Here is a 12,969-nt window from a genome sequence, read left to right as displayed (position 1 = left end):
ACACTAATCCAGTGAATGGTTATTTTAGTCCTGTGTTATGCCACATTTTTTATTGGAAGTTGGTACAGAAGAACTGCCCGCCGATTTTATGGATGGTGCGATCGCCCAGTGGCAGAGTTTCATCCCCGAAAGCTTGACAGAACAGTATTTGACCCCCCAAACGGTTGAAGTTTACGCAACACCCCGTCGTTTAGCGGTTCTCATCACTGGACTCCCCCCCCAACAACCCAACCGTGAAGAAGAAATAAAAGGCCCCCCTGCACAAATTGCCTTTAAAGAGGGAAAACCCACCCCAGCGGCCGTCGGTTTTGCTAAAAAACAAGGGGTAGAGGTAGATTCTCTTGAATTACGCGCAACCGATAAAGGAGAATTTGTCTTTCTGCAAAAAAACATCCCCGGACAACCCACAACAGAGATTTTGACTGCATTAGTTCCCCAGTGGATTAATCGTTTAGAAGGCCGTCGTTTTATGCGTTGGGGTGATGGAGATTTACGCTTTCCCCGTCCCATTCGCTGGTTAGTAACTCTATGGGATCAAGACATTCTCCCCCTCGAAATCATCAACGGTTCAGAACAGCTAAAAAGTAATCGCTTCTCTAGAGGTCATCGGGTATTACATCCGGATTCTATTGCTATTCCTGAAGCGGCTCAATATGTATCCTGTTTACAGCAAGCAGGTATAGAAGTTAACCCCCAAACTCGTCAAAACCACATCAAAGAACAAGTTCAAAAAGCCGCCGCTTCTGTTCAAGGCTATGCCGAAATTCCCGATGAACTTTTAAGCGAGGTTACTAACTTAGTAGAATTTCCCCATGCCGTTGTTGGAAAATTCGATTCCGAGTTTTTAGAACTACCAACAGAAGTGATTAAAATGGTCATGGTGACACACCAGCGCTATTTTCCCGTTAAAGCAGAAGCCGAAGATAAAAGTCCCCTATTGCCCTATTTTATCACAATTTCTAATGGTGATCCAACCAAGGCGGAAATTATCGCGACAGGCAATGGGCGAGTGATTCGCGCTCGTTTAGCCGATGCTAAGTTTTTCTATGATTCAGACTCTGATGAACCCTTAGAGGCTTATCTTCCGGGTTTAGAAACGGTGACATTTCAAGAAGATTTAGGCTCAATTCGGGATAAAGTGGATCGAATTATTGAGGTAGCCGAGGAACTCTCTCAACAGTTACAGTTAAGCCCAGAACAGTGGGAAAAAGTCGAACGAGCGGCGCTGTTGTGTAAAGTGGATTTAGTCTCTCAGATGGTTTATGAATTCCCAGAATTACAGGGCATCATGGGACAAAAATATGCGCTGAAGTCTGGGGAAGATCCCGAAGTGGCTGAGGCAATTTTTGAGCATTACTTACCCCGAGGGGCGGGGGATAGTTTGCCTCAATCTTTAACCGGGCAAGTGGTGGGAATTGCCGATCGTTTAGATAGTCTCGTGTCAATTTTTGGTTTGGGCATGATTCCCACGGGATCATCCGATCCTTTCGCCCTACGACGGGCGGCTAATGGTATTTTAAATATTGCCTGGGCGGGGAATTTAAGCCTGAATTTAGGGAACTTACTTGAACAGTTTTCTGAGGCTTTTGTCAGTGGGAATCCTGAACGAGAATCTCCCCTTAACTTGTTACAAGATTTCTTTATTCAACGTCTACGGACGTTGTTACAGGAAGAGTACCAAGTAGATTATGATTTGGTGAATGCGGTACTGGGGAATAACGATGGGGAATATACAGAACGGGCATTAGGGGATATTTTGGACTTGCGCGATCGCGCCTTATTCCTACAACAGATCCGCCAAACTCAAGAACTGGCTAAAATCTACGAAACCATCAACCGTTCAGCCCGTTTAGCCGCCAAAGGTAGCCTAAACACCCAAGAACTTGATCCCGCCGCCGTAGTGCGTCCAGACTTGTTTGAACAGTCCTCAGAACAAGCCTTTTATGAGGGATTAATGCAATTAGTCCCCCAAACTCAAGCCGCCCAAGCCCAACGCAATTATCAGCGCCTTGTGGACAGTTTAGCGGAATTTACCCCCACCGTCAGCCGCTTTTTTGACGGGGAAGATAGCGTCTTAGTGATGGCCAAAAACCCCGAAGTGCAAGCCAATCGTTTAAACTTATTGGGACTCCTGCGCAACCATGCCCGTGTGCTAGCAGATTTTGGCGAAATTGTCAAGTAACTTCTTATGTTGAAATTAGACCAGACCGTAAAAATTACTGAAACCCTCTTTCATCCCAGCCAACTGGGGGACATTCTGCGGGCTGTAATGGGGGTTTTGTTAGACGAGGTGGGGAGTCAAAAAGCCGGATTAGTCTGGGAAGTAGGAGGGAGTTTGCAGGTGATGGCTATTGCCCAGGCCGCCACCACCCCACCAATTACCTGTTATGATGCCGCCCCCCTGCCCCTAACCGACTGTCCCGATCTTCCCACTCCCTTGATTGAACAAGTCTGGACCAGTCAACAAGCCAGCATCCCCTCAGAGGGGGCTAGTATCTATTGTGCGCCCTTGAACCGCCAAAACACCCCCCTAGGGGTTTTATATGTAGAACTCGCCAACAGCGAGGGGATAGAAGGCACAGAGAGCGAACTTTTGAGACTGATTACCCAACAAAGTGCGATCGCCCTCACCCGTAGCCCATCCTCTAGCACCCCCTCCCACTCAGACCCAGACCTTTTACAACGCACTCAAAACCAACTCATGCAGAGTGAAAAAATGTCCATGTTAGGGCATTTAGTCGGAGGAGTCACCCATGAGATTAACAACTCCGTAAACTTCATTTCCGGTAATCTAGTTTATGCCAAAGAATACCTAGAACAACTGGTAGAAATTGTTAACGCTTATCAAGATAACTACCCTGAACCTGCCGCCGATGTTGAAGATTTAATTGAAGAATACGACCTTGAATTTTTGTTAGAAGACCTGCCCAAAGTTCTGAACTCCATGCAAACCGGAGCAAGTCGAATGCAGTCTATGCTCTTATCCTTAACCAACTTTGCCCGGGCCGATGAATCCGACATAAAAGACGTGAATATCCACGAAATCGTAGACAGTTTGGAAGTGATTCTCCATAATCAACTCAAAGCTAAAGGAGCAGAACTTGAAATTCAAATTGTTAAAAACTACGGCGATATTCCCATCACTCAAGGCTACCCCGGAAAACTAAATCAGGTTTTTATGAACCTCTTTAGTAACTCCATTGATGCCTTAACCACCGTCCGCTTAGGTCAAAGTGGTCGGAAACCTACCATCACCATCACCACCGAAAAAACCGAGTCCAACCAGATTAAAATTACCTTTAGTGATACCGGAGATGGCATTCCCGAGGATATTTTACCCCAAATCTTTCAGCCTTTTTTTACCACCAAAGCCTCAGATCAAGGAACAGGTTTAGGCTTATCCATGAGTCAAGAAATCATTACCCAAAATCATAATGGAACAATAACCTGTGAATCCAAAATGGGTCAGGGAACAACCTTTATGATTGAAATTCCCATTCGGTATTAAGCACGGGTGACAAGTTAAGCACCCGTTCAGGGAATCGGGAAGAGGGAAGAGGTAACAATCATTGTCAATTCCCCCCTTATTCCCCATCTCTTACTGTTTACTTTTCTCCCCACTGTAGAATTTTCTCAGCAATCTTTTCCGGTACAGGCATCACGGATAAACGATTTCCTTTTTTCACTAAGGCAAAATCTTCCCCCTCAAATTGTGCTTTTAAGTGAGCTAAAGAAATGACCTGAACAAAAGTTTTAAGATAGATCAACTCAACCGTAAACCACCGAGGAGAGTCGGGACTTGATTTAGGGTCAAAATAGGGACTTTGGGGATTAAATTGAGTGGGGTCAATGACTTGGGTTTGCGTCACTTTTCCTAGGCCAACAATACCGGGAATTTTAGTATTAGAATGGTAAAAAAAAGCCAGATCCCCCAAGGTCATAGCTTGTAAAAAGTTGCGCGCTTGATAGTTTCGCACACCATCCCAGAGGGTGGTTTTATCTTGTTTAAACTGGTCAATACTGTAGGTTAGGGGTTCAGATTTAACAAGCCAGTAATTCATGATGTTTTGCCAGAAATTTGCTCACGTTCAACAGGGTTCTATTGAATATTTAGGGTTTTCTTCCTCCTCCCCTCATTCAAAAGCATGATAGCTTATAGGGTGTAGCCTTTCTGTAATGTTTATTTTTAAGTGGTGTATGGTTTCAGTACTTCAGTCCGTAGTGGGGAGTGTCTTGGGGTTACTGTTGGGAGGGAGTCCTCTGCTGGAGAGTGATCCCCTCTGGACTAAACTGGATTCGTTTTGTCAATCTTCGTCAGCGCAACCGACTCATTTTTTAGTGATGGCTGGGGGAGGGACAAGAGATAATACGGAGATTGCCTTAGAAAAGAATGTCTTGTATTTTCAGCGTCTCCTTGCCCATTTTGGCTTTAATCCCCAAAAAGCCGATGTGTTTTTTGCCAGTGGGAATAGTCGGGAAGCAACGGTGCGTTTTGTGAATGGACGAGGACAGAGTTTGTTTAAACCGCCGGAAATTCCTGGGGTGCGGGGTGCTTCGACTCCAGAGAATCTGAAACGGTGGTTACAGGACGCGGGACGACGGCCATTCAATCAGCCACTCTTTTTTTACTTTACGGGTCACGGTTTACCCAATGAGTTGATTTTCTGGGACGATACAAGGGTTTCGGTGCAAGATTTGGCGCAACAGTTGGATCAATTGCCGCCAGAAATGCCTGTAGTGACGATGATGGCGCAATGTTTCGCCGGATCTTTTGCCGATTTGATTTATGAGGGGGGAGATTCTACGGCGGCGATCGCACCCCATAACCGTTGTGGGTTTTTCGCTACGGTGCGCACTCGTCCCTCCGTGGGGTGTAGTCCAGAGGTGAATGAGGCGGACTATGTGGATTATAGTTCCAGTTTCTTCGCGGGATTAAGTGGAAAAAATCGCCTCGGGGAAGCTGTGGCATCAGCAGATTATGATCGAGATGGTCGGATTTCCTATCAGGAAGCTCATGCTTTTGCTAAAGTGGATCTGAAAACCATGGATCTCCCGGTTTCGACCTTGGAGGTGTGGTTACAGGAACAAGTCACTCCCCCAGAACGTTCGTTATGGCTGTCTCAACCTTTAGAGGCGTTTGTAGATTTGGCACGGCCCGAGCAAGAGTATGTGATTTTGACGATCGCGGATCGTTTTGGTTTTGATATACAACGTTCCTACCGTCAGAATTTGAACCGTTTGCCTTTTACCCGGCGTGTTTCTCAGGTGGATAATGCGTTTCTGGAACGGTTACAAATGGAAATCTTCAACGTCGCCAAGGAACAACAGATCCGGGTTTCTCCCCATGAGGAGGCGATCGCTTTTATTGATCATCTCCTCAATTGTGAAAACCAATCTTGGGAAAAAGGAAGGAAAGATTAATGCCATGCGTCTTGAGCTTGTCGTTGAGCGCGTAATTTCCTTAATTTTTCTGGGACAGGGGGAGGATTTTGTCGTTGTTGTTCTCGCATTCTTTCCCCATGTTCTCGCCAGGTTCTCATATACCAGTGCGGGAATTGATAATTGATAATTAACACATCTTCGCTAACGCTGTGCGATCGCAGGAGGAACTAAAGCCGCCATCCGTTCGCTCGACATATCCCGCAGCGCATTCCACGCCACGTCAAACAAGCGACTTGGCGTGATTTCGTGTTTCACTAAATCCCAAAGACGTTGGACTTCTTCGGTGTGTAAACGGTCATTTTCCGTCAAAGCTAACAGGATTTGCTGACGTAAATAATGACCCTCCTCCGACATTAAATATTGTAATCCTAACTGTGCCGTCGGGATGAGGTCAAAATTGCCATCAGTTTGGGCAATCGTCAGCATATTTTCTAAGCGTTCCCATTGGAACTTACCATCCTTAATTAACACCTCTAATAAACGCCGTCGCATGGCCGGAGATTCCCCCTTTAACAAACGACGCGCCACATAAGGATAGGCTACCTCAACAATCTTAAATCGTGGGCTTAAACTCAGCGCTAATCCCTCTTGCGTGACCAAAGAGCGAATAATCAAAGAAAATTGAGCGGGAACCCGGAACGGGTAATCATACATCAATTCTGAAAACTCATCGGTGATGGTTTTAAAATTGAAGTCTCCCACACTTTCCCCCATCGCATTTCCTAACACCTTTTCTAAGGCCGGAATAATCGGCTCAATGCGCGTATCTTTACTCAGAAACCCTAACAGACGAAAATCATCAGCAAGGGCTAAATAATCCCGATTAATTAAGTGAACCACCGATGCAGCAATGGTTTCCTTGGTAGTTTCACTCAGTTGATCCATCATGCCGAAATCAATAAAAGCCATGCGACCATCGGGCATAGCAAACAAGTTTCCTGGGTGAGGATCGGCGTGAAAAAAGCCAAACTCTAACAGTTGCCGTAAACCCGAATTAACCCCAATCGTGATTAACTCATTGGTATCTAAACCTGCGGCTCTGACCTTCTCCGTATCGGTCAATTTAAAGCCATGAATCCACTCTAAAGTTAAGACATTATGGCTAGTATAACGCCAGTAAATTACGGGTACTTTAACCGTGGGATCATCGGCAAAATTAGCGGCAAACTTTTCCGCATTGCGAGCTTCGTTAATATAATCAATTTCCTCAAATAATTTAATCCCAAATTCATCAACAATCAGGGTTAAATCATGCCCTAAATTTAAGGGCAGCAAGGGAGAAATCCACCCAGCTGCCCAGCGCATTAAGAATAAATCTAGGGTAATCTTCGGCAACAAATTCGGTCGTTGCACCTTCACCGCCACATCTTCCCCCGTGTGCAAAACAGCGCGGTAGACTTGCCCTAAACTGGCGGCCGCGACGGGATGGGTGGAAATTTCCTTAAATATATCTTGGGGAGCTTGACCTAATTGTTGACGAATAATCTCAAAAGCAATTTCGTTATCGTAGGGGGGGAGTTGATCTTGTAATTTGGTTAATTCATCCAAAAAATCCCGGCGGACTAAATCTGGACGAGTAGAGAGCGCTTGACCTACTTTAATCGCCGTGGGGCCTAATTGGGTGAGAATTTGCCGGAGGTGTTGGGCGCGTTTGTTGTGATTGTTCTTGGTTGGTTTGCGCCATCGGTCAAGGAGAAACTGGATGACGAATCCGCCGAGCATCCACAAGACTACAAGAGTTCGTCCAATCGCTAACCAAGGGCGGGCGCTGTAATATTTGGCGATCGCCTTGGGATCATACCGGAGGGACTGTCCGGGGACAAATTCCCCCTCTAGAGAAACTATGCGCTGTTGACTCACGAAAGTTCTAATGCCTCTTGATCTGGAAGTTTTTGCTAAAAATCTTTACTTGCCAGTATACAAAAATACAAACTTCAGGGGAACAGGCCAAAGGAATATCTTCACGAGTGCCGAAATTATTCGGCATAATGGGAATACCATTCCGCTTTTTTTGCCCCTGTCCGAAAACGCAGGGTTTTTGATCTACAGGGAGAGACTCATGACTGGTTCTGATCTTAATCATCCCCCCACCTACCAACCCGAAGAAATCCAGCAAATCTTGCAAATTGCGATCGCCCAGCAAGACTATGATGGGGAACTCACCCGCCAGCAATTGCTAGAGATTGCCGCCGACATGGAAATCTCCCCCGAATGTCTCTATCTAGCCGAAAAGACTTGGTTAGAAAAAAAAGAAAGTGACCAACTCCATCAGGAATTCGACGCATACCGCCAAGAGCAATTTCAGCAAAAAACGATTAAATATCTGCTGATTACCGCCTTTTTCATCGGTTTAGACCTGATTAGTGGTGGGGGGTTCTCCTGGTCGCGCTATATTCTTTTATTCACCAGCGCCGGGGTAGCATTTAATGCGTGGCAAGTCTTTCAACCTAAAGGGGTAGCTTATCAACGAGCCTTTGAACGTTGGGAGCGCAACCGCCAGATTAAAAATACCCTACAAGGGCTTTGGACAACAGTACAGAAAGCCCTACAGACTTAAAGAAACTCGTGACATCCTCCCGACACCGACCCTGAGATCAACAATTCCCTCCATCCGTAAAGCTGGAGGGGCTTGATTGGCAAAATCTGGGGCAACGCGGCGGAGTTGGCGTAAGACTCGATCATTCACCCAGAAGACAAGGGGGAAGGGGAAAGCGGACTTAAATTGCTCCCGCATCAAATTGGCGGCACTCCAGAAGGCCTCTAAATCCACCACCGATTCTAGACCTAAAATCATCACAACATCGGGATGAGGTTGGCTTAATGCCCCTTCTAGGGTACTAAATAACTGAGTCACCGAAGGATGGAGGGTTAAAACCTCCACTTGTAGGGCAGGATTAGCTAAGACTTCTTGAATAATATCCCGACGGAGATGGAGATTCTCGCAGTGGGCGAGGAGAAAACCCGGTTCTCCCACAGAAAAGGCGATCGCACGATTCAAACTCGATAAAGCTTGAGGATTATAAGCGACTAAGGCCGGAGGCGTTGAGTTTAAGCGGGTTTGATGTGCCGTTTGCATCATAATCAAAAAATGGGGAAAATAAGGCTAAATCGAGCAATCCAAGGGGGAAATCGAACCGTCAATCCATAGTATGATTGAAATGACTTTGCTGTATCCCGCTACATCCTCCTCAATATACTTTTCGGATTATTTGTTTTGCAGATTATTTTCGACTTAATTAATCACCAACTGTTCCCAACCCTGCCAAATCTTATATTTTTTAGGGTGAACCCCCCAAAGCCAACGAATTAACCTTACGCTCCCTATGGCGCAAGTCTTTTGACACATTCAGACTACAATCAGGATGATAACCCCATGAGCCTTGAATTTGGACGTGAAATCTGTGGGCATCTCCCCCCAGCCGAAACAAGAGAATGGCTAGTGACCAATGGGATTGGCGGTTATGCGGCCGGAACCGTGGCGGGACTCCTCACCCGTCGTTATCATGGGCTACTAATGGCCGCCCTAAAACCTCCCCTCGGTCGAACTTTACTCCTCACGAAGTTGGAAGAGTCGGTCATTTATCACCAAAAAACCTATTTACTGGCCACAAATCGCTGGCATGATGCCCGAAAAACCGTATTTCCTCGCGGGTATCAACACATCGAACGGTTTCATCTCGATGGCACGATTCCCGTCTGGACTTTTGCCTGTGGGGATAGTTTATTAGAAAAGCGCGTCTGGATGGAACAGGGGCAAAATACCACCTATATCCGTTATACCGTCAAACGAGCCAGCGCCCCCCTAAGCTTACAATGTGGGGTTTTAGTTAATTATCGGGACTCCCATCAAGACACCCGACGCAATGATTGGCCGATGGATGTTGATGTAGTCGATAAGGGATTAAAAGTGGTGGCATTCCCCGAAGCTGTCCCCCTGTATTTATTAACCGAAGTGCAGCGCCACCCTCAAGATCGGGTTAATCGGAGTCCCCAAGTCGTCCGGGGGGCGCAATGGACGATTGACCGGGGGTGGTATGAGAATTATGATTTAGCCGTGGAACGAGAGCGGGGATTGTGCGATCGCGAGGATCATTACCATGTCGCCCGAGTAGAGATTACCCTACAAGTGGGGGAATCCTTCACCCTAGTAGCTAGTACGGAAAAATACCCCAGCGTTAACAGTCAAGCGTCCTTAGATCAACACAAACAAAAGGAACTTAAACTCTTAGATGGTTGGTATAACACCCTGACCTTGCCCACCTTCCGCCATTCCTACGGAACGCTGCGCGAACAAAACCCTTACATTATCCCCGATTGGGTAGAACATCTCGTTTTAGGTGCCGACCAGTTTATTGTAGACCGCGCCCTACCCCATGACCCCGAAGGAAAAACCATCTTAGCGGGGTATCCTTGGTTTGGGGACTGGGGACGGGATACTATGATTAGTTTACCCGGTCTAACCTTAGCCACAGGTCGCCCGGAGATTGCCCGGAAAATCCTAGCCACCTTTACCCACTATCTTGATCAGGGAATGCTACCCAATATGTTCCCCGATGATCACAACTCCCCCTCCTACAACACCGTAGACGCGATTCTCTGGTACTTTGAAGCCCTCTACGCTTATTTTCAAGTCAGTCATGACCTAGACTTCATTGGGGAGATTTTCCCGGCATTAGAGGAGGTCATTCACTGGCACGAACGGGGAACAAGATACAATATTAAGCTGGATCCCAAAGATGGGTTACTCTATGCGGGGTCTGAAGAATCCCAACTCACTTGGATGGATGCAAAAGTGGGGGATTGGGTCGTCACACCGCGCACAGGTAAACCGATTGAAGTGAATGCCCTTTGGTACAATGCTTTAGTCATTATGGGCTATTTTGCCAAAGCGTTGGGCAAACCCTACGAACGTTATGAGGATTTAGCCCATCAGACGCTAGTGGGGTTTAGTCGCTTTTGGAATTACAGCAGGGGCTACTGTTATGATGTGTTAGACACGCCTAGGGGTCACGCGGCACAATTACGCCCCAATCAGATTTTCGCCGTGTCCCTGCCTGCCAAATTGGGGCCATTGGGAGGTTTGCCCTTACTGTTGCCGAGGGAACAAAAGGCCGTTGTGGATATTGTGGCGCGGGCTTTACTCACTTCCTATGGCTTACGCTCCTTGGGGGAACAGGAATGGGAGTATATTGGGGAGTATAAAGGCGATCGCCTCCAACGAGATGGGGCCTATCATCAGGGTACGGTCTGGGGTTGGTTGATCGGTCATTTTGTCCAAGCCCATCTTCAGGTTTATCATGATCCTGAGCAAGCCGCTACGTTTCTACAACCCTTTGCCCATCATCTACAAGGGGCTTGTGTGGGCAGTCTCAGCGAAATTTTCGACGGCAATCCCCCCTTTACCCCTCGGGGGGCCTTGGCCCAAGCTTGGACGGTGGCTGAGGTGTTGAGGGCTTGGTTATTGATTCGGTAGCACGGAACAGGGAACAGGGAACGGGGAATAAGTAATAGGGAATAGGGAATAGGGAATAGGTAATAAGTAATAGGGAATAGGTAATAGGTAATAAGTAATAGGGAATAGGTAATAGGTAATAAGTCTTAATTCCCCCCCTCCCCCCCTCTCCCCTGCTCCCCCTGCTCCCCCTCCCCATTCCCTCTCAGAGAAATCATGATTTATTGTCTTAACCCCAAATGCCCTCGCCCCGAAAACCCACGGAGTCACTTATTCTGTAGTAATTGTGGGTCAAAATTGCGCCTCAGTGACCGCTATAGCGCCCTAGAACCCTTAGGAGAAGGATCTCGCACCTTTTATGGGGTTGATGAGGGAGTTTCGCCCCCTAGACCCTGTATTATTAAACAAATTGCCCACCAGAATCTGGGTTCTGTGACAACAGAAGGGGCGTTAGAGTATTTCCGCCAAGAAGCGGCCAAATTGCAGGTTTTGGGGCAACATCCCCAAATTCCCCAACTCTTCGCCTATATTGAACAAGAACCCACCATCCAGAATTTTCTCCCCAGCTTGGTGCAAGAATATATTGCAGGACAAAGTATTGAGTCAGAACTGTTCACTGAGGCCGAAATTCGCCAACTACTGAATGAGGTTTTGCCCCTTCTGCAATTCATCCACGATCATCACATTATTCACCGGGATTTGAACCCACAAAACCTGATCCGACAGGCTAATGGTCATTTAGTCCTTGTGGACTTCAGCGCGGCTAAAATCACCCGTAAAACAGCCTTAGCGCAAACGGGAACCTTAATTGGATCGGCGGCCTATAGCGCCCCGGAACAGTTGCGGGGGAAAACAACCTACGCCAGCGATTTATACAGTTTGGGGGTGATTTGTATTCAACTATTGACGGGATTTCACCCCTTTGATTTATTTAGCACTATGGAGGGGATTTGGGTTTGGGAAAGTTACCTTGCGGATCCGGTGAGTGATGATTTGCGGGACATTTTAAACAAACTGTTAGCGGAATCCCTCAATGTTCGTTATGCTTCGGCTCAAGCGGTTTATCAAGACCTGAATCCGGGAAAAACTCTCGTTGTTCAGGTAGAAACGACCCCCATTTCTGTTCCAGATGTATTGAATCGAATCACCCCCCGATGGCAATGTGTGCAAACCTTGGAAGGTCATCATAGTTCGGTGCATAGTCTCGCGTTTTTGCGGGGAGGGAAACAGTTAGCCAGTGCGGGGGCAGATCGGGAAATTTTGCGCTGGAATCTAGAACAAGAACACCCTCAACCGCTCCGTTGTTCGGGGCATCGTAGTATTATTGACGCGCTGGTCGTTCATCCCCAAACGGGGGAGTTAATCAGTGGGAGTTGGGACTATACGATCCGCTTTTGGCAAGATCAACAGGAGGTGAAACGCCTAGAAGCCCATACAGGCTGGATTCATACCTTAGCGGTGAGTCCCGATGGGACGGTGTTAGTGAGTGGCAGTAGCGATCGCACGATCAAACTCTGGAACCTCCCCACGGGGGAACTCATCCGCACCCTCCAACATGAAAGCGCTATTTATGCCGTGGCCGTGAGTCCCGATGGGCAGAAATTGGCCAGTGGAAGCGGCGATCGCACCATCAAAATCTGGAACCTACACACCGGGGAGCTCCTGCACCATTTAACCCAACACACCGATAAAGTCACCACATTAGCCTTTAGTCTCAGTAGTCAAATGCTCTACAGTGGCAGCACGGATCAAACTTGGAAAATGTGGGATGGTCGCACAGGTCAACTCATTGGTTCCGTTACCGATTCCGGCAATGCCATCACCCGTTTAGTTCTCAATCGGGCCGGAAATCTCCTGATCACCGCCAGTGAACAAGGCACCCTCACCCTCTGGCATCCCGGCAAAACTACCCCTTTCGTGATGCTATTCGATCACAAGGGTGCGATTCGGGATCTGGCCATTTCCCCCACTGAACTCCTCATTGCCACAGCTTCACAGGATCAAACCGTCAAATTGTGGCGGGTGGTTTGAGGAGACGATTTCTAGGACAAGAACAGGTAGAATCGCCCCGTGAT

The 12,969-nt window shown here is 47.3% G+C and carries 10 protein-coding genes; 6 read left to right on the top strand and 4 right to left on the bottom strand.

What is annotated here, in order from left to right; translation table 11 throughout:
* Positions 1-37: 37 nt before the first annotated feature.
* Both glyS and SPI9445_RS27195 read left to right on the top strand, forming a co-directional pair.
* Positions 38-2,182 (top strand): glycine--tRNA ligase subunit beta, encoded by a 2,145-nt coding sequence (gene glyS, locus SPI9445_RS0101145; RefSeq protein WP_017302875.1) that lies wholly within the window; start codon positions 38-40, stop codon positions 2,180-2,182.
* Positions 2,183-2,188: 6 nt separating this feature from the next.
* A complete protein-coding gene (locus SPI9445_RS27195; protein ID WP_017302874.1) occupies positions 2,189-3,508 on the top strand; it encodes a sensor histidine kinase in 1,320 nt (439 codons plus the stop codon).
* Positions 3,509-3,605: 97 nt separating this feature from the next.
* On the opposite strand, the gene SPI9445_RS0101135 is transcribed toward SPI9445_RS27195, so the two are convergent.
* Positions 3,606-4,061: an EVE domain-containing protein gene (locus SPI9445_RS0101135; protein WP_017302873.1), complete on the bottom strand. Its 456-nt coding sequence runs from the start codon at positions 4,059-4,061 to the stop codon at positions 3,606-3,608.
* Between the two features lie 136 nt (positions 4,062-4,197).
* Here SPI9445_RS0101135 and SPI9445_RS0101130 point away from each other — a divergent pair, with 136 nt between their 5' ends.
* Complete coding sequence (locus SPI9445_RS0101130) at positions 4,198-5,421, top strand: Caspase domain-containing protein (protein ID WP_202803617.1); 1,224 nt, start codon at positions 4,198-4,200, stop codon at positions 5,419-5,421.
* Here the strand turns inward: SPI9445_RS0101130 and SPI9445_RS31560 are convergent.
* On the bottom strand, positions 5,418-5,540 hold the full coding sequence (locus tag SPI9445_RS31560; protein ID WP_272943219.1) for a hypothetical protein: 123 nt from the start codon (positions 5,538-5,540) through the stop codon (positions 5,418-5,420). The genes SPI9445_RS0101130 and SPI9445_RS31560 overlap by 4 nt on opposite strands.
* A 43-nt stretch (positions 5,541-5,583) precedes the next feature.
* Complete coding sequence (locus tag SPI9445_RS0101120) at positions 5,584-7,302, bottom strand: ABC1 kinase family protein (protein ID WP_017302870.1); 1,719 nt, start codon at positions 7,300-7,302, stop codon at positions 5,584-5,586.
* 199 nt (positions 7,303-7,501) lie between these two features.
* On the opposite strand from SPI9445_RS0101120, the gene SPI9445_RS0101115 reads away from it, so the two are divergent.
* On the top strand, positions 7,502-7,999 hold the full coding sequence (locus SPI9445_RS0101115) for a 2TM domain-containing protein (RefSeq protein WP_017302869.1): 498 nt from the start codon (positions 7,502-7,504) through the stop codon (positions 7,997-7,999).
* Here the strand turns inward: SPI9445_RS0101115 and SPI9445_RS23855 are convergent.
* A complete protein-coding gene (locus SPI9445_RS23855; protein WP_164674443.1) occupies positions 7,988-8,521 on the bottom strand; it encodes a hypothetical protein in 534 nt (177 codons plus the stop codon). The genes SPI9445_RS0101115 and SPI9445_RS23855 overlap by 12 nt on opposite strands.
* Positions 8,522-8,815: 294 nt before the next feature.
* Between SPI9445_RS23855 and SPI9445_RS0101105 the strand changes: the two genes are divergently transcribed.
* Both SPI9445_RS0101105 and SPI9445_RS0101100 read left to right on the top strand, forming a co-directional pair.
* The gene (locus SPI9445_RS0101105) at positions 8,816-10,915 is read left to right on the top strand and encodes an amylo-alpha-1,6-glucosidase (RefSeq protein WP_017302867.1); all 2,100 of its coding nucleotides are present in this window, start codon (positions 8,816-8,818) and stop codon (positions 10,913-10,915) included.
* 195 nt (positions 10,916-11,110) lie between these two features.
* Complete coding sequence (locus SPI9445_RS0101100) at positions 11,111-12,925, top strand: serine/threonine-protein kinase (protein ID WP_017302866.1); 1,815 nt, start codon at positions 11,111-11,113, stop codon at positions 12,923-12,925.
* The last annotated feature ends 44 nt before the right edge of the window (positions 12,926-12,969 follow it).

The sequence above is a fragment of the Spirulina subsalsa PCC 9445 genome (genome assembly GCF_000314005.1).
Taxonomy (GTDB): Bacteria; Cyanobacteriota; Cyanobacteriia; order Cyanobacteriales; family Spirulinaceae; genus Spirulina_A; species Spirulina_A subsalsa.
The sequence above is the reverse complement of the archived record's forward strand: the minus strand, read 5'-3'. Positions and strand labels throughout refer to the sequence as shown.